The 17,148-nt window shown below is 33.1% G+C and carries 20 protein-coding genes; 12 read left to right on the forward strand and 8 right to left on the reverse strand.

Annotation, left to right across the window (positions count from 1 at the left end; genetic code table 11):
- Window positions 1–51 precede the first annotated feature (51 nt).
- Window positions 52–540, forward strand: a complete 489-nt coding sequence (locus J2W95_RS03945; RefSeq protein ID WP_310004156.1) for a type ISP restriction/modification enzyme — start codon at window positions 52–54, stop codon at window positions 538–540.
- A 42-nt stretch (window positions 541–582) separates the two neighbouring features.
- On the opposite strand, the gene J2W95_RS03950 is transcribed toward J2W95_RS03945, so the two are convergent.
- From J2W95_RS03950 to J2W95_RS03970, 5 genes are all read right to left on the reverse strand, one after another.
- Window positions 583–1,404, reverse strand: a complete 822-nt coding sequence (locus J2W95_RS03950) for an MOSC domain-containing protein (RefSeq protein WP_310004158.1) — start codon at window positions 1,402–1,404, stop codon at window positions 583–585.
- Between the two features lie 139 nt (window positions 1,405–1,543).
- Entirely contained in the window at window positions 1,544–1,888 is a 345-nt protein-coding gene (locus tag J2W95_RS03955) for a heavy metal-binding domain-containing protein (protein ID WP_310004159.1), read from the reverse strand.
- Between the two features lie 26 nt (window positions 1,889–1,914).
- Window positions 1,915–2,259, reverse strand: a complete 345-nt coding sequence (locus J2W95_RS03960; protein WP_310004162.1) for a phage holin family protein — start codon at window positions 2,257–2,259, stop codon at window positions 1,915–1,917.
- Window positions 2,260–2,314: 55 nt separating this feature from the next.
- Window positions 2,315–3,076 (reverse strand): alpha/beta fold hydrolase, encoded by a 762-nt coding sequence (locus tag J2W95_RS03965; protein ID WP_310004164.1) that lies wholly within the window; start codon window positions 3,074–3,076, stop codon window positions 2,315–2,317.
- A 78-nt stretch (window positions 3,077–3,154) separates the two neighbouring features.
- Complete coding sequence (locus J2W95_RS03970; protein ID WP_310004165.1) at window positions 3,155–3,868, reverse strand: pyridoxine 5'-phosphate synthase; 714 nt, start codon at window positions 3,866–3,868, stop codon at window positions 3,155–3,157.
- Between the two features lie 114 nt (window positions 3,869–3,982).
- Between J2W95_RS03970 and J2W95_RS03975 the strand changes: the two genes are divergently transcribed.
- From J2W95_RS03975 to murI, 8 genes are all read left to right on the forward strand, one after another.
- A complete protein-coding gene (locus tag J2W95_RS03975) occupies window positions 3,983–4,642 on the forward strand; it encodes a CBS domain-containing protein (RefSeq protein WP_310004167.1) in 660 nt (219 codons plus the stop codon).
- A 64-nt stretch (window positions 4,643–4,706) separates the two neighbouring features.
- A complete protein-coding gene (locus J2W95_RS03980) occupies window positions 4,707–5,591 on the forward strand; it encodes an NAD kinase (protein ID WP_310004169.1) in 885 nt (294 codons plus the stop codon).
- Window positions 5,592–5,740: 149 nt separating this feature from the next.
- Entirely contained in the window at window positions 5,741–6,418 is a 678-nt protein-coding gene (gene porG / locus J2W95_RS03985; RefSeq protein WP_310004171.1) for a type IX secretion system protein PorG, read from the forward strand.
- 7 nt (window positions 6,419–6,425) lie between these two features.
- The gene (locus tag J2W95_RS03990; RefSeq protein ID WP_310004173.1) at window positions 6,426–7,163 is read left to right on the forward strand and encodes an isoprenyl transferase; all 738 of its coding nucleotides are present in this window, start codon (window positions 6,426–6,428) and stop codon (window positions 7,161–7,163) included.
- Complete coding sequence (locus J2W95_RS03995; protein WP_310004175.1) at window positions 7,096–9,843, forward strand: BamA/OMP85 family outer membrane protein; 2,748 nt, start codon at window positions 7,096–7,098, stop codon at window positions 9,841–9,843. The genes J2W95_RS03990 and J2W95_RS03995 overlap by 68 nt, the downstream gene beginning before the upstream one ends.
- A 34-nt stretch (window positions 9,844–9,877) precedes the next feature.
- Window positions 9,878–10,888, forward strand: coding sequence for an OmpH/Skp family outer membrane protein (locus tag J2W95_RS04000; RefSeq protein ID WP_310004176.1), 1,011 nt, complete (start codon window positions 9,878–9,880; stop codon window positions 10,886–10,888).
- A 38-nt stretch (window positions 10,889–10,926) separates the two neighbouring features.
- Window positions 10,927–11,427 (forward strand): OmpH/Skp family outer membrane protein, encoded by a 501-nt coding sequence (locus J2W95_RS04005; RefSeq protein WP_310004179.1) that lies wholly within the window; start codon window positions 10,927–10,929, stop codon window positions 11,425–11,427.
- 104 nt (window positions 11,428–11,531) lie between these two features.
- A complete protein-coding gene (murI, locus tag J2W95_RS04010) occupies window positions 11,532–12,308 on the forward strand; it encodes a glutamate racemase (protein ID WP_310004181.1) in 777 nt (258 codons plus the stop codon).
- A gap of 104 nt (window positions 12,309–12,412) precedes the next feature.
- On the opposite strand, the gene J2W95_RS04015 is transcribed toward murI, so the two are convergent.
- Together J2W95_RS04015 and J2W95_RS04020 are read right to left on the reverse strand one after the other, a co-directional pair.
- Entirely contained in the window at window positions 12,413–12,928 is a 516-nt protein-coding gene (locus tag J2W95_RS04015; RefSeq protein ID WP_310004183.1) for a gamma carbonic anhydrase family protein, read from the reverse strand.
- Between the two features lie 17 nt (window positions 12,929–12,945).
- Entirely contained in the window at window positions 12,946–13,941 is a 996-nt protein-coding gene (locus J2W95_RS04020) for a PorP/SprF family type IX secretion system membrane protein (protein ID WP_310004185.1), read from the reverse strand.
- Window positions 13,942–14,063: 122 nt separating this feature from the next.
- Between J2W95_RS04020 and J2W95_RS04025 the strand changes: the two genes are divergently transcribed.
- The 3 genes from J2W95_RS04025 to J2W95_RS04035 all read left to right on the forward strand — a co-directional run bounded on the left by J2W95_RS04025 (window position 14,064) and on the right by J2W95_RS04035 (window position 16,362).
- Window positions 14,064–14,957, forward strand: coding sequence for a NifU family protein (locus J2W95_RS04025; RefSeq protein WP_310004187.1), 894 nt, complete (start codon window positions 14,064–14,066; stop codon window positions 14,955–14,957).
- Window positions 14,958–15,128: 171 nt separating this feature from the next.
- On the forward strand, window positions 15,129–15,449 hold the full coding sequence (locus J2W95_RS04030; RefSeq protein WP_310004189.1) for a YtxH domain-containing protein: 321 nt from the start codon (window positions 15,129–15,131) through the stop codon (window positions 15,447–15,449).
- 82 nt (window positions 15,450–15,531) lie between these two features.
- Window positions 15,532–16,362: a mechanosensitive ion channel family protein gene (locus tag J2W95_RS04035; RefSeq protein WP_310004191.1), complete on the forward strand. Its 831-nt coding sequence runs from the start codon at window positions 15,532–15,534 to the stop codon at window positions 16,360–16,362.
- A gap of 15 nt (window positions 16,363–16,377) precedes the next feature.
- Here J2W95_RS04035 and tsaB read toward each other — a convergent pair whose 3' ends face one another.
- Window positions 16,378–17,046, reverse strand: a complete 669-nt coding sequence (tsaB, locus tag J2W95_RS04040; protein WP_310004270.1) for a tRNA (adenosine(37)-N6)-threonylcarbamoyltransferase complex dimerization subunit type 1 TsaB — start codon at window positions 17,044–17,046, stop codon at window positions 16,378–16,380.
- Between the last annotated feature and the right edge of the window lie 102 nt (window positions 17,047–17,148).

A 17,148-nucleotide genomic window follows, 5' to 3' on the forward strand; every position in this document is an offset into this window, starting at 1 on the left:
AACCCAAATAAAATTATCTTTGTAGTGATTAAAGCTTTAATTCAAAGCACAATGACTCTAGATCAATACCTTTCAAGCATAAGTGCAACATACCAACAAGGTATTGCACCGGAATTATATAATGGGAATATTCTAAAGCTAACCGAAGAAATAATCAATCAAATAGCTCACAAAACAGGTTTAAACTTTATTCTTGTAAAAGATTCCGAAGGCAACGTTTGCATGGCAAACAATAAAGAGGTTCGTCCAGAATTCAGGCAAACTTTCGATCCGATTGACATTCTAAATTATGTGTATGCTGTTTTGCATTCATCAAGCTTCCATTCTAGAGATAAAGAATACTTAAAAATGAATTTTATATACCCAAAAAATGCAGAAATTTTTTGGACACTCTCTGAAATTGGTTCCCAAATCAAACAAATACATTCGCTGGAAAACCAAAAAGCCGACAACCTTAACACTTATCATCAAAAAGTAATACTCGCGTTATCAGAAACCAAAAAAATAATGAAGAAAATAGATGAAATTAAACTGGAATAGTAAAAGAGAATTTCAACCAAAAACAAGACGTCTGGAGTGAAGTTATTTTTTAAAATTCAAAACCCTAACGGAATCCCCAACCTTCACTGTCCCCAATCCCAGTCCAATTAAATTCTGTCCAAACAACACTTTATTACCGAAATTTCTATATTTCGCCAATGTTTTTAATGGATCTTTTCCAGAAATCACTCCCTTTTCTTGATCAACTGTTGTCATCACACATCGGTCGCAAGGTTTCACCCCAAGAAAAGAAACGTCACCAATTTTGAATTCTCGCCAAGCATCTTCCTCAAAAGCATCGCCATTGGTAAAAACAAAATTTGGTCGAAAACGATTCATCGGAAGCTTAACTTCCAATCTCCCATTCAAATCATCCAACGAAGCTTGTCCAATAATCAAAAAGGGATACGCGTCCGAAAAAGAATTAATTTCATCGCCCGTAATGGCGTAATCGGGATCTAATTTTCGTTCGCTATCTTCTGGCATATACACTAATCGAGCTGAGAATCCCAGTAGTTTTGTAAACCACTCAGTCGCCTTTTGACTCACTTCAAAAGCTTCAATGGTATCATCCCAAACCGTCACTTCGATTTTAGATACTGTATCAGAAAAAACTGGACGAAGCGGAATGTCGATAGATTCCAAATCTACCCTGTGGGTAATTCTCAAAAAATCACTAACAATTTCTTGGCTAAAAAGAGCCAATGCTGGATGCTCCCGTTGCGACAAAAATCGCCCACTATCATCAACCAACAACCAACGTCTATCCAATTCCAAACCACGATCCGTAACTAAAGCTTCCTGCAATGAAATTCCGCCTAACGATTTTACAGGATAAACCCAGATTTCTGAAAGTTCCAACATAACAATTATTTTTTTTCAAATCTACAAATAACAATAATTACAAGTAGTTTTTATTTTATCGTAATCAACTTTTAACACTTCGTTATATAAAAAAACAGCCTTATCAAAAGGCTGTTAGAAAATCAATCTAGCGATTTACTTATTTTTTATCACTCTTTCTTTCAGTCAAAGCCATACCGCATTTCGGGCATTTTCCTGGTTTGTCAGCTGTGGCACCATCCATTGTGCAAACATATTTGCTTTTTGCTACAGTAGTGGTTTGACTTTCTTTTTGAGTGGTACTGTGTACGGTTTCTTTGTTTACTACCAAATCCATTCCGCATTTACTGCATTTCCCTTTTTTATCACTTATTTCTTTGGGATGCATTGGGCAAGAGTATGTAGTTTTTTGAACTTCTTTTTTAGGAGCAGTTGCTGTTGTTTGCGCTGATACGGCAGATCCAAGAGCAAAGAATGCAGTTAATACTATAATTAGTGTTTTCATTATTAATAATTTAATTGATTCTTAGATTATTTATCATTCCCTATAATAGAATAAGCAATAGACTGAGAAAAGGACAATATAATACTAAAAAATATAGCCACCCAGATCGAATCGACAGTAAAGCCACCCACAATTTTGGAACACAAAAGAATCATCAAACCATTTACCACCAACAAAAACAAACCTAAAGTTACAATTGTAAAAGGCAAAGTCAGCAGTACCATAATAGGCTTAATAAAAATATTAAGCAATCCCAAAACAACAGCTACAACCATAGCTGTAAAAGGACCAGCCACATGTACACCTGGCAAAAAATGAGCAATTCCAAAAACCAATCCTGCAGTAACAATTATTCTAATTATTAAATTCATTGTGTCGTCTTTTAAAATTTTAATAAATATAATAAATTTTCGATAGTTTACTATACTATTTTAAAAAAGCACTTGCTAATTCATAAAACATTGCAGGATTTTCAGCATGAAGCCAATGACCTACATTTGGAATTGTTGCTATGCTTGAAGCAGGAAAATGTCTTTTAATTTCATCAAAATCTTCATCAAGTATATAATTAGAACTTCCCCCACGCATAAAAAGAGTTGGCTTTTCAAAAATCAAATCAGGAGCCAATGCCTTACCGATTTCATCAATTTTTCTATTGAAAACATCTAAATTAAATCGGAAAGCCAATTGACCTGGTTCTTGCCAATATAAACTTTTCATCAAAAATTGTCGTGTCCCAAAATCGGGTATAAAATTTTTCATTATTTCTTCAACCTCATTTCTACTTGGTTTTACTGAAAAATCAACGGCATTCAATCCCGCTAATATATCTTGATGATGCGGAGCATAAAACTTAGGTCCAATATCCGCTACCAATAATTTATTAACTAAATTAGGATAGGAAGTAGCCAAAAGCATTGCCGTTTTTCCACCCATCGAATGGCCTATTACATCAATCGATTTAAGATTATTTGCTTGACAATAGTCAATAACATCTTGAACCATGATTTCATAACTAAATTCGTCCGAATGAAAACTGCGTCCGTGATTGCGCAAATCCAGCAGATGAACTTGAAAACCATCGGTGACAAATTGAGTTGCCAGTGTTTTCCAGTTGTCGGACATACCAAGAAAACCGTGAATTATAAGCAACGGTTTTCCAGAACCTTCTATTTTTGAGTAGAGCATAATTATTCAGATTGCAGATTTTAGATTTTAGATCGCAGAATTTAAACTCTACATCCCAGAATCCTTAATCAATTTAAACTATTTTAATTTTTGCAAATACATATTCACTACATTATCCAATCCAAGATAAATCGCTTCAGAAATAAGGGCGTGACCAATTGACACTTCCAATAATCCCGGGATATTTTGTTTAAAAAACTGAATATTATCCAAGCTTAAATCATGGCCTGCATTAATTCCTAAACCTAGTTCGTTAGCCAAAACTGCAGATTTCACGTATGGATCAATTCCGTTCTTATTTCCCAAATCGTATTGATGAGCGAAAGCTTCAGTGTATAATTCAATTCTGTCAGTACCTGTTTTTTTGGCTCCTTCAATCATTTCAAGAATTGGATCAACAAAAATGGAAGTTCTAATTCCGTTTCTTTGAAATTCCTGAATCACTTCAGACAAATACGATTGGTTTTTTACAGTATCCCAACCCGCAGAAGAGGTAATTGCACCAACAGCATCAGGAACCAAGGTAACTTGATCTGGCTTACATTCTAAAACCAAATCGATAAAATTATGTTGAGGATTTCCTTCAATATTATATTCTGTATATACAATTGCCTTTAAATCTCTGGCATCTTGGTAGCGAATATGACGTTCATCTGGGCGTGGATGAATCGTTATCCCCTGACCACCAAACTGCTGAATATCAGTAGCTACTTTTAATAAATTAGGCACATTTCCTCCACGAGCATTACGCAAAGTGGCAATCTTATTTATATTTACGCTAAGTTTTGTCATAGAAACAGTCATTAATAGGTATGTTATTATATTTAAAACACAAAAATACAAAGTAAAACCTAGCAGATTTTGTATATTTTTGATTATTTTGCGTCGATTATTGAGGATAGATTTATGACAGATTTAAAAGACTACATTACAAACGACTACAAAGCAATTGACGCTCAAGAAACCATTGGATCAGTTCAAGATTTTTTTGGTGATTTGACCTTTTCTCACTTCCCAGTCATTGAAGAAGAAATTTTCATTGGAAGTATCGCTGCTGATGACATTGAAACTTTTGACAGTGATAAAAAAATCAATGAATATAAATATGTACTCGAACATTTTTTTGCCAGAACAGATATGATTTGGCTGGATGTTTTGGAAGTTTTTGCTAAAAACCATACGAACTTAGTTCCCATTTTGGACGAAAATAATAAGTATGTAGGATATTATGAAATTGAAGATGTCATTAAATTCTTCCATGAGACTCCTTTCTTAAAAGAACCGGGAGCCATCATTATAGTTAGTAAAAACAATATTGATTACTCGATGAGTCAAATTGTACAAATTGTAGAGAGTAACAATGCTAAACTTTTAGGCCTTTTCATTTCAAATTCGGATGTAAATACCATCGAAGTCACTATCAAAATTAGCGTTGGCTCATTAAATGAGATCATTCAAACTTTCAGAAGATATAACTACGACATCATTTCGGAACATAACGAAGACAATTACATCAAAAGTTTAAAAGAACGCTCTGATTATTTAGATAAATATTTGAACATGTAATTATTTGGATTAAGTCATTAAAAATCCAAAATAACGAATAACAAAAATTTCAAAACCAAAAGAAATGAAAGTAGCTATTTACGGCCAATATTATTTAGTTAGCACAGAACCTATCATAAAAGACATTTTTGTGTTTTTCAACAATAATAATGTAGAAATGGTTATTGAATCTAATTTCTTAAAGATGCTGTATGAAAAAAAAATCATTGAAAACGAATACAACACCTTTTCCTCTCACGATGAACTGGACTCCAGCTACGATATGTTGATTAGCATAGGCGGTGATGGAACAATTCTAAGAGCAGTAACATTGGTCCGCAATTCTGGAGTGCCTATTTTGGGAATAAATGCAGGAAGGTTGGGATTTTTGGCAACGGTACAAAAAGAAAACATAGCAGCATTCATGCAGTTTGTTATTGATAAAAAATATAAAATTTCAAAAAGAACTCTTTTAAGCCTTAGTTGTTTGCCTGAAAACAAAGCTATAGAAGGCCTTAATTTTGCCATGAATGAAATATCGGTGAGTCGAAAAGAAACTACTTCGATGATCACCATAGATACGTATCTGAACGATGAGTTTTTAAATTCATACTGGGCAGATGGTTTAATTATAGCAACGCCAACCGGAACTACAGGATATTCTTTGAGTTGTGGCGGTCCTATTTTGACACCTGATGTAAAGAGTTTAGTCATTACACCTATTGCACCACATAATCTAAATGCAAGACCTCTTGTGGTTCCAGACGCAACAGAAATACGTTTAAAAGTATCCGGAAGAGAAGAGCAGTATTTAGTATCCTTGGATTCTAGGATAACAAGTGTAGCAAATGATTCGATTTTGACAATTAAGAAAACAAATTTTGAAATAAATATGGTGGAGATTCCGGAAGAAACTTTTTTAAAAACCCTAAGAACAAAATTGCTTTGGGGCGAGGACAGAAGGAATTAAAACCTCCTATACGAATTATTACTTTTTTATCGTTAATATTACATCCTTTGTCTATAAAAAAAGAGTACTCGTCTAAAAAAAGAGAGTATTCCTAAGATACGTATTGAATCCTATTGATAATTATTATATTTGCGGCAATTTTATAATTTATGAGTAAAATTTTTATTTCATTTTTATGCTTTTTTACCTTTTCTTCTATTCATGCTCAAATCAATGAAATAGGAGTTTTTCTTGGAGGCAGTAATTACATAGGCGATGTAGGATCAACAACTTACATAGCTCCAAATGAACCTGCATTCGGTATTTTATACAGATGGAATAAAAGCCCAAGACATGCTTATAGATTTTCCTATACTCAGTCACAAATTTCCGGAAATGACCATGATTCAAAAGAATCTGGTAGATATAATAGAGGATATAAATTTGCAAACAACATAAAAGAGCTATCAGCTGGATTAGAATTTAATTTTTTTGATTTTAATTTACATGAGGAAAAACCAAAATGGACTCCTTATGTATTTTCAGGATTAAGTTATTTCCTTTACGATGATTTATATGTAATTTCGGGGGTTACTCATAAAAACAACACAAAAAGCAGTGTTGCAATACCAATAACTCTTGGTGTAAAAGCAAATTTATTAAGAGATTTCGTTTTAGGTTTAGAAGTTGGAGCTCGATATACTTTTACTGACAATATTGACGGCAGTAATCCAAGTAACAGTAATCTGCCCAAATTCGGCAATATAAATAATATAGATTGGTATGTATTCTCTGGAGTAACATTTACGTATACTTTTGGAGATAAGCCGTGTTACTGCGCAGATTAAAAATAAGATGTTAAAAGACAAAATAAACACAGACAATATTCCTAAACACCTCGCCATTATCATGGACGGAAATGGTCGTTGGGCAAAACAAAAAGGTTTCATCAGAACGCTTGGACATGAGAGCGGTTCAAAATCTGTAAAAAAAATCATCCAAGAATGTTTAGATTTAGGGGTAGAATACCTAACTCTATATGCTTTTTCAACAGAAAATTGGAACAGACCCAAGCTTGAAGTAGACACTTTAATGAGAGTTTTAATCAATTCATTAAAGAAAGAACTCAAAACAATGCAAGAAGGCAACATCAAGATGAACGCCATCGGTAATTTAGAAAAATTACCAAGCAAAGCCCAAAAGCAACTATTCGAGGTCCTCGACAAAACAAAAGACAATACGAAAATGACATTAACTCTTGCCTTAAGCTACGGATCTAGGGAAGAATTAGTAAATGTTGTGAAAATAATAAGCGATAAAGTTAAAAATAATATAATTTCAATAGACAGTATTGACGATTCAATTATAAATGAGCATCTTTACACGCATAATTTACCGGATGTTGATTTATTAATAAGAACTAGTGGAGAACACAGAATAAGTAATTTTTTGCTGTGGCAAATAGCCTATGCAGAATTGTATTTTACTGATGTTTTATGGCCCGATTTTAAAGAACAAGATTTACATGAGGCTATCATTAGTTATCAAAAAAGAGAACGTCGATTTGGAAAAACAAGTGAACAAATTAAATAATTTTTTAGTGTTACATAAAAGCATAAAACTAGTCCTTACCTTTTTAATTTTAGGAACCTTTACTCAAATTAAAGCCCAAGACAGAGTACCATTTGACCAAGGTAAAAAATACATATTAGCAGATGTAAAAGTAGTTGGAGATATAAGTTTCAATCCTCAAACTGTAGTTACTTTTGCTGGTTTGGAAAAAGGACAAGAAATTACTGTTCCGGGAGAACAAATCAGTAGTTCAATAAAAAAATTAGGAAAGCTTGGACTTTTTGATGAAATTTCATTTTATGTAAATAGAATAGAAAATGACAGCATCTACCTAGACTTGAACATCAAAGAATTACCAAAAATCAATGAAGTAAAGTTTGTTGGTGTATCCAAAAGCAAAACAGAATCTTTCATTAAAGACAATGGGTTAACCAATGGTAAAATTGTTACCGAAAACTTAATCACTACCACAAAAAACTACATTGAAAAAAAATACAAAAAAGATGGTTTTTTCAATGCTAAAGTTTACATAACTACATCAAAAGACACCGCTCTAACTTCGAATCAAGTAAACATGCTTGTAAAAGTTGACATAGGCGAGAAAATCAAAATTTACAAAATTGATTTTGAAGGCAATAAAGATGTTGCAAGTAGTAAACTACTTGGCTCGATGAAAAACACAAAAGAAAAAAATTTCTTTCACGTTTTGAAAAGATCAAAATACATTGAAGACAAATACCAAGAAGATTTAGAAAGCATAGTTAATGATTATAAAAAAATCGGATATCGCGATGCCCGTATTTTAGGAGATTCTGTTTCATATAATAAAGAAGAAAATGCCCTCTATATAAAAATCAAAGTTGAGGAAGGTCTTAAATATTATTTTGGAAATATTAAATTTATCGGAAACACTGTTTACTCTGACGAAGGTCTACGTAGCATGTTGGGCATCCGCACTGGAGACGTGTATAATGGAGTACTTCTTCAGGAAAGGATTGCAGACAAATCAAAGCCAGATGGTGAAGACATTACCAATTTATACCAAAATAATGGGTACCTGTTTTCAACTATAAATGCTGTAGAAACAAGAACAGCCGATAACGTAATTGATTTTGAAATCCGTGTTACAGAAGGTCCAATTGCCTATTTCAACAAAATTACGGTTGTTGGAAATGACAAAACAAACGATGAAGTTATCTATCGTGAATTAAGAACAAAACCAGGAGAAAAATACAACAAAGGAGAATTAGTTAGAACCATCAGAGAGATTGGTCAATTAGGCTTTTTTGACCCTGAAAAAATTGATCCTCAATTCAAAAATGTTGATGCGGGCGCAGGAACTGTAGATATCGAATACCATGTAATAGAAAAAGGAGCTAGCCAAATTGAACTTCAAGGAGGATATGGTGGAGGTGGTTTCGTAGGAACTTTAGGACTATCTTTCAATAACTTTTCGGCAAGAAATTTATTCAACAAAGATGCATATCATCCACTTCCTATGGGAGACGGACAAAAAGTAGCTTTACGTCTTCAAGCAAGTTCATATTACAAAACTTATAGTTTATCTTTTTCTGAACCTTGGTTTGGAGGAAAAAAACCGATACAATTTAGCACTTCATTTGCATTTAGCCAGCAATACAGCTCGAACTACCAAATGCAAAAGGTTGACAAATCAAAATACATAAACATCACCTCTTTGTCTGTTGGAATGGCAAAAAGATTGACTGTGCCTGATGACTTTTTCACTCTTTCACAATCTATTAGTTACCAACAGTATGACTTGCATAACTATCTTTACGGATTATTTACATTTGCAAATGGAACATCTAAAAATCTATCCTATTCTGTTGGTTTGACAAGAAACAGTAAAGGATTCAACCCTATATTCCCAACCTATGGTGCTGAATTTGGAATAACTGGTGAATTTACACTTCCTTATTCCCTATTTAATGGAATAGATTATGCGACATTAGGAGATCAACAAAAATATAAATATATTTACTCTGGAAGTTCCTATGTAGATAATAATGACCGAGTGGTAAATGCTGGAGATTATTTAGACCAATTACCAGGATCTTCAAGTACTGTCCCTAATAAAGTGGACAATTATCAAGACGCAGTTGCAGATCCCGGCAAAGTGGATCAAGAAAAATACAAATGGTTAGAGTATTATAAAGTACAAGTTACAGGAGACTGGTTTACTACTTTGTATAAAAAATTAGTATTACGTACTTTAATGCAATTTGGATTTTTGGGAGCATACAATCAAGACAGAGGAGTTATTCCTTTTGAAAGATATTATTTAGGAGGAGATGGAATGGCTGGAAGTTCGATTGATGGAAGACAAAACATTCAGTTAAGAGGATATGAAAATGGATCTCTAACACCTTCAAGTTCTACTGGAGATGCATATGGAGCTACTGTTTACAATAAATTTTCATTAGAATTACGTTATCCAATTACGTTAAAATCATCAGCATCTATTTATGCTTTAACTTTTGCGGAGGCGGGACAATCGTATGAATCATTATCAGATTATCAACCGTTTAATTTGGCTCGTTCAGCTGGTGTTGGTTTAAGAGTATTTATGCCTGCATTTGGTTTATTGGGTATTGATTTTGGTTATGGATTTGATGCTGTTCCTGGAGCAATACAACCAAGTGGATGGCAAACGCATTTTATCATAGGTCAGCAATTTTAAAAGTATCAGGTTAAAATTTCTAAAATTAAAAATTATGAGAAAAGAATTTTTATTTATAATTTTATCCCTTATTGTTGTAACGACAGTAAAAGCTCAAACTAAAGGAAATAAAGTAGGGTACATTGATATGGAATACATATTACAAAATGTACCAGACTATATTGAAGCTAAAGCTCAATTAGAACAAAAAGCACAGAAATGGAAACAAGAAATTGAAACCAAAAAATTAGAAATTAACAAACTGACAGAAGCTTTAAAAGCAGAAAAGCCATTATTGACAGCCGAATTAATTGAAGAAAGAGAAACGGAGATAAAATTTCTTGAATCTGAAAAATTAGATTACCAGCAAAAAAGATTTGGTCCAAATGGCGATTTAATAATACAAAAAGCTGGATTAGTTAAGCCTATTCAAGATCAAGTTTTCACAGCTGTTCAAGATATAGCTGAAGCCAAAAAGTATGACTTTATATTTGACAAATCTTCACATTTAACTATTCTTTTTGCAGCAAAAAGATTTGATATTAGTGATCAAGTGATTCGGGTATTAAATCGAACAGAAAAAAGAGAACAATTAACCAAAAAACAGCAAAAAGAAGAAGAGGCTAAAGAAAACAGAGAAGACGAATTAGACGAAAATCCTGTTCTAGCCGAAAGAGAAAAAGCATTATTAGATAAAAAAGCAGCTAGGGAAAAATTAGTTGCCGACAAAAAAGCGGCTCAAGAAGAAACTAAAAAACAATACGAAGAAAAAAGAAAAAAATTGTTAGCTGAAAGAGAAGCCAAAAAAAATGGCACAGTTGTTGCACCAGCTAAAACTGAAGGAGCAAACACTTTCACCCCAAATACAACAGAAAACACAACTACTGCAAAGCCAACAACCGAAGAAGTTAAGCCGAGCATACAAGAAGAGCGTAAAAAAGCTCTAGAAGAAAAAAGAAAAAAAATACTTGAAGAAAGAGAAGCTACCAAAAAAGCAGCTGAAGAAAAAAGATTAAAAGAAATTCAAGAGAAAGAAGCTTTGAAAAAGGCTAATGAAGTAAAATAAAAACTAAACAAATTCTAATTATTAAATATTTTAAAACAATGAAACAATTCAAAACTTTACTAATTGCTGCGATACTATTTTTAGGTGCAACTCAAATTTCAAATGCTCAAACTAAAGTAGCTCACGTTGATGTAAACGAAATCATGTCTAAATTACCTGCAATGCTTGATGCTCAAAAACAATTAGAGAAATTGAGTGGTACTTATGATGCAGACTACAAAAAAATGGTTGAAGAATATCAAGCAAAATTAAAAAAGTACGAAGCTGAATCTGCAACAGTAACTGAAGCCGTAAACCAAGAACGTTCTAAAGAAGTTCAAGATATGCAAAAAAGAATTGTTGACTTTAGAGACAATGCTCAAAAAGAATTACAAACAAAACAAGAAGAAATCGTTAAACCAATCATGGAAAAAGTAAGAGCTTCTATCCAAAAAGTTGGTAAAGCTAAAGGTTTCCAATATGTACTTGACGGATCTACACTTTTACTTGCTGATGGAACAAACATCACTGTTGACGTAAAAAAAGATTTAGGTTTTTAATCTAAAATAAATCAATTACAAACTGCTCTTCCAAAATATTGGTTGAGCAGTTTTTTTTTACAAAAAATTTAGTATATTTAAATTACAGCTTTTAAATTTGCAACATGACAAACGATAGACCAATTGGTGTTTTTGACTCTGGAATTGGAGGAACCTCCATCTGGAAAGCCATTCATGATTTACTACCAAATGAGCAAACAATATACCTAGCCGACAGCAAGAATGCTCCTTATGGACAAAAATCAAAAGCTGAGATCATTGCTTTGAGCATGAAAAACACCGATTTATTGATTGAAATGGGATGCAAAATAATTGTGGTAGCTTGTAATACTGCAACAACCAATGCCATTCAGGAATTAAGAGCCAAATATACTATTCCGTTTATTGGTATAGAACCTGCCATAAAACCTGCAGCAACACATTCCAAAACTCAAACAATAGGAATCTTAGCCACAAAAGGGACTTTAAACAGTGAACTTTTCAACAAGACTACTGAGAAATACCAAGACATCAAAATCATCGAGCAAATTGGCCATGGACTGGTTCAATTGATTGAAGACGGCCAAATCAATTCTCTTGAAATGACTCAATTACTTTATTCCTATCTCACACCAATGATTAATGCCAATATCGACTATCTAGTATTGGGCTGCAGCCACTATCCTTATTTAATACCGCAAATAAAAAAGATTCTTCCGGAGCACATTCAGATCATTGATTCTGGAGAAGCTGTTGCTAAACAAACCCAAAACGTACTTAGAGACACTGTTGGTTTCTCAACTGCCAAAAACAACACTCCAATTTTCTATACAAACACTAATTCAAAGGTTTTAAGCGAAATTTTAGAAAATAAATACCAAGTTGAAGAGAAGGATTTTTAAACTATTCCCAATCAACGCGAAAATATTCCCTCACCAAAATCTACAAATTAAAAATGGGTTTGATTTTAAAATCAAACCCATTTTTAGTATCCAAATTTCAAATATTATTCCTCTTTAAACCAACTCGAATACATCACGTAATTATTGGAAATACGTTCTATTTCTCCAGCAAAATTAGACTGGTCAATATCTTTTACTTTTTTGGCAGGAACACCTGCCCAAATAGTACCGGGTTCTACTATTGTATTTTGTATAATCACTGCTCCCGCTCCAATAATCGAATTGCTTCCAATCACGCAATTATCCATAACAATCGCTCCCATCCCAATTAATACATTGTCATGAATCGTACATCCATGAACAATCGCATTATGTCCTATGGAAACATTGTTCCCAATAATAGTTGGATGTTTTTGATAAGTACAATGCACAATCGCTCCATCTTGAATGTTTACTTTATTTCCAATTGTTATAAAATGAACATCTCCACGAATTACAGCATTGAACCAAACACTACACTGTGAACCAAAGGTAACATCACCAACAATGGTAGCATTTTCGGCTACATAACAATCATCTGGAATAACAGGCGATTTTCCGTTTACAGCCTTTATTATCATATTCTTCTTTTTTATTATTAATTAACTGCTGGACAATTACATTCGTATTTTACAGGTTTACATGCAAAGTTGTACCCTAAAGTAATTTGATGAAAACCTCCATTTTCATATTGAATATCACCCAATAAATATGTATAGGTATAGGCAAACATAATTTTTTTATAATTAAATCCTAAAACAGGCGTAATATATTGTAGCTTTTGGCTGTTTGTACCACCTCCGCTTGAAAATTCGGCGCCATCAAAACTTTTTCGGTACGACAAACCTCCCCACAATTGTCCCATTTCTAAGTTTTTATAGGCTTTCAAGTTCATATCTAATGAGCTCTCTTTCGTTTCATCTACATATTGATATAAAAGAGAAGGCTCCAACAAAATCTTATCGGCATTACCAAAAATATAACCACCACTGACAATGTATTTTCGCAGGTTATCGCTTTCGAATTCTGCACTATAAAGTTCCCGCCTAGTTTCCAAAACATTCTTAACCACAGCGTTCAAACTAAAATCAAAAAAGTTATAGGAGGCACCAATATCCAAATTAAAATAAGAGGCATGATTGACATCATTTTCAATGGCTAAATCACCTCCAGTATCTGTAAATTCACTTACATCCAATTGACTTTGGTTAACTCCAACATTTACACCAAATGACAACTGATTCAAATCAACTTCATCTCTTGAAAACATAATATGATGGGCGTAAGTAGCTTTGAAACCAAATTGAGAATGATATCCATTAACATCATTAAAAACAATTGCTCCTACTCCTGACTTTTCTCCTACTCGACCATTGTAACTTAAGGTTTGAAGCGCTGGTGCATCCGTTTGATCAAACCATTGCCCTCTAACGGTAAGCCTAAGTTTAGAACAATTGGCGGCACCTGCCATAGATGGAAAAATCAAATAATAATTATCCGATAAATAGTCCGAATAAACAGGAATTCCTTCTTGTGAAAACGCAAAGGAGCTTATGAAAAAAAACGCAATTAATGACTTTATTTTAAAACTCATGAGGGGGTTATTTTATGAAATTTATTCGAGCAAAAAACTATTTGTTAATTTATTCATTAAAATACCAAATATAGTTATTCGTAGAAAATAACTTTAGTAAATTTGCATAAAATCGACAAATCATGACTAAAATAACGATAAAAGAAACACAAAACCCGACCATTATAAAATTTGAATTCCCAGATTTCATCACTCAAAATGAAAGTTACGAATTCAAAAATATAGACGAAGCCAAATCCTCGCCTCTAGCTCAACAACTTTTCTATTTACCATTTGTAAAAACGGTCTATATCTCCGGTAATTTTATTGCTGTCGAAAGATTTAGCATTGTTGAATGGGATGATGTAAAAGAAGCGGTAGCGGAGCAAATTGAAGCTTATGTCGATAAAGGCGGAGTTATAATCACTATTGATGAGAACAAAACCAAAAAACAGCCGATTACAGTTTATGGAGAATCTACTCCAAATCCAGCTGCACTAAAATTTGTTGTCAATAAAATGATCACAAAAAACGCTATTGAATTCAAAAACATAGACCAAAGTGCTCCTTCCCCATTGGCAACAGAATTATTTAAATTCCCTTATGTAAAAGAAATTTTTATTGATGAAAATTATATTTCGGTTACTAAATATGACATCAATGAATGGCAAGATATCACGATGGAATTGAGAACTTTCATCAAGCAATTTATTGAAAACGGGGGAACTGTTCTTGACGAGAATTTAATTCAAAACATTGTTAAAGACGAAAAAACTAAAGACGAATCATTTGATTCACTTGACGAAACGTCTCAAAAAATCATCAACATTTTGGAAGAATATGTAAAACCAGCTGTAGCTGCAGACGGAGGTAACATTCTTTTTGATTCGTATGACGAAACTTCCAAAACTGTCAAAGTAATTATGCAAGGTGCTTGTAATGGGTGTCCATCTTCTACTTTCACCTTAAAAAGCGGTATCGAAAACATGCTAAAAAGTATGTTAAGTGACGAAGGAATTAAAGTGGAAGCCGTTTAAAAAATCTATAATTTTATTCAAAAGCGTTTCAGAAATGGAACGCTTTTTTTATGCTCAAAAAACAAATTAAGAACAATACAAATTATCTGATTTTCAATCTTTTACATTTTATTTAATTTAAAAGTCATAAAAAAATGGTTACTTTTGATTCCTTAACTAAAAATAAAAACCATGGAATTATCATCATTTTTCAAGAACTTATTTAATACCGTAAAAGAAACAGCAAATGAAATTGCCGAACACGCAGAAGTCATTATTGAAGATACTAAAATAAAGGCAGAGCCCTATATTGAAAAGGCAGAAGTATTTGTAGAAGATACAGTCGCTAAAGCAAAAGAAACAGCAGCACCATATATTGAAAAAGCAGAATCAATAATCGAAGATGCTAAAGCAAAAGGTACAGAAGCTATAAATAACCTAAAAGAAAAAACAAATACTTCAGATTCTAAAAACCTTGAAGATCCTAATAAAACAGAAGAAGAATCGAAATAGCTTTTTATAAAAAATATTAAATCGTATTTTTGCAATTCAACTTACAACCTTCTCGATGAAGGTTCCTTTTATGAATTAAAATATGAACCTAGACCCAAATTACATTGCCAATTACGCCAATACTTTTATAACAAAGATTATAGATTATTCACCTCAGGTTCTTTCTGCCATTATAATTTTATTTGTCGGACTCTACGCCATCCGAATAATCAACAGAGTTATTCGAAGAATAATGGTCAAAAGAGATTTGGACCCTACACTAACCAAGTTTCTAGCTGACATTTTACTTTGGGTTTTGAGAGTATTATTATTCGTAACTTTCATCGACAAACTTGGAATAGGAACCTCTTCATTTGTTGCTATTCTGGGAGCAATGGGGCTTGCCGTTGGTTTATCTTTACAAGGCTCATTGTCCAATTTTGCTGGAGGAATGCTAATTATTCTTTTCAAACCTTTTAAAGTGGGAGATACTATAGAAGCACAAGGAATTTTGGCAACGGTTCAGGAAATCCAAATTTTTGTAACCAAGTTAATTACCTCTAATAATCAAACCATTTTTGTTCCAAATGGGGCTTTATCCAATGGTACAATTATCAACTATTCGATGCAAGGATCTAGAAGAGCAGATTTGACCTTTTCCATATCTTACGGAACTGACCTTAAGAAAGCAAAAGAAATCATCACTACCGTCCTGGCAAACAATCCAAAGGTATTAACTTCACCTGCTGCAGAAGTATCAGTTAAAAACTTAACAGACAACGCCATACAGCTTGCTGTAAGGCCTTGGGCAAAAAACGAAGATTTTGGAACTGTAGTTTCAGATACTTTAGAAAACTGCAAATTGGCCTTTGATGCTGAAAAAATTACTTTTCAACCGTATATAACTGAGTTTTCTAAAGACAATAAACAGTAATAGTAAAAAGACTGACTATTTTTTAGAAGTAGTAATTAAAAAGTCTTTCAAATAATAAGGTTCAAAATAGGCGACATCAACAGTGTCGCTTTTTTTGTATTTATCAAAACTCAAAGCACTCATTTCATTGGCCGATGGATATTTAATATCATCCAAAAACACAAAATTATCTTTTGTCAAAAAGCTTTTGCATTTCTCATTACAATCTCCAACAAAATAAACCTTCTCTTGAATATCTTCAAAAGAACTTTCGGTGATAATTTCGGCTAAAACTTCTCGTTTTTTCACTAAAGATGCAGAAAAAATGGCGCAGTACACTTCCATTCTGCGAGCATCAATCATAGGTACAATTAAGCCATCTGTGACAGAAACCTTTGAAGCTAACGCCTGCAAAGTATCTATAGCAATTAGTGGAATATTCAAAGCATAACACAATCCTTTGGCCGCTGAAACCCCAATACGCAAGCCTGTATAAGATCCTGGTCCCTGACTTACTGCAACTGCTTCCAAATCTTTCATACCTATTCCAGCCTCACTGATGATTTCTTCAATAAAAACGTGTAAACGCTCTGCATGAGAATAGCCCTCTTCAGCTATTTCTTTGTACAATATTGTTTTTCCTTCTTTTGCCAAAGCAACAGAACAATTTTTGGTAGCGGTTTCAATGTTGAGGATATAGGACACTTTTTTAGATTTTAGATTATAGACTGCCGATTTTAGATTTATAAATCCAAAGACATCAAATATTTGATACGGTTGCAAATTTACACCGATTTTTGACAAATC

The sequence above is a fragment of the Flavobacterium granuli genome, from assembly GCF_031456055.1.
Classification (GTDB): Bacteria; Bacteroidota; Bacteroidia; order Flavobacteriales; family Flavobacteriaceae; genus Flavobacterium; species Flavobacterium granuli_A.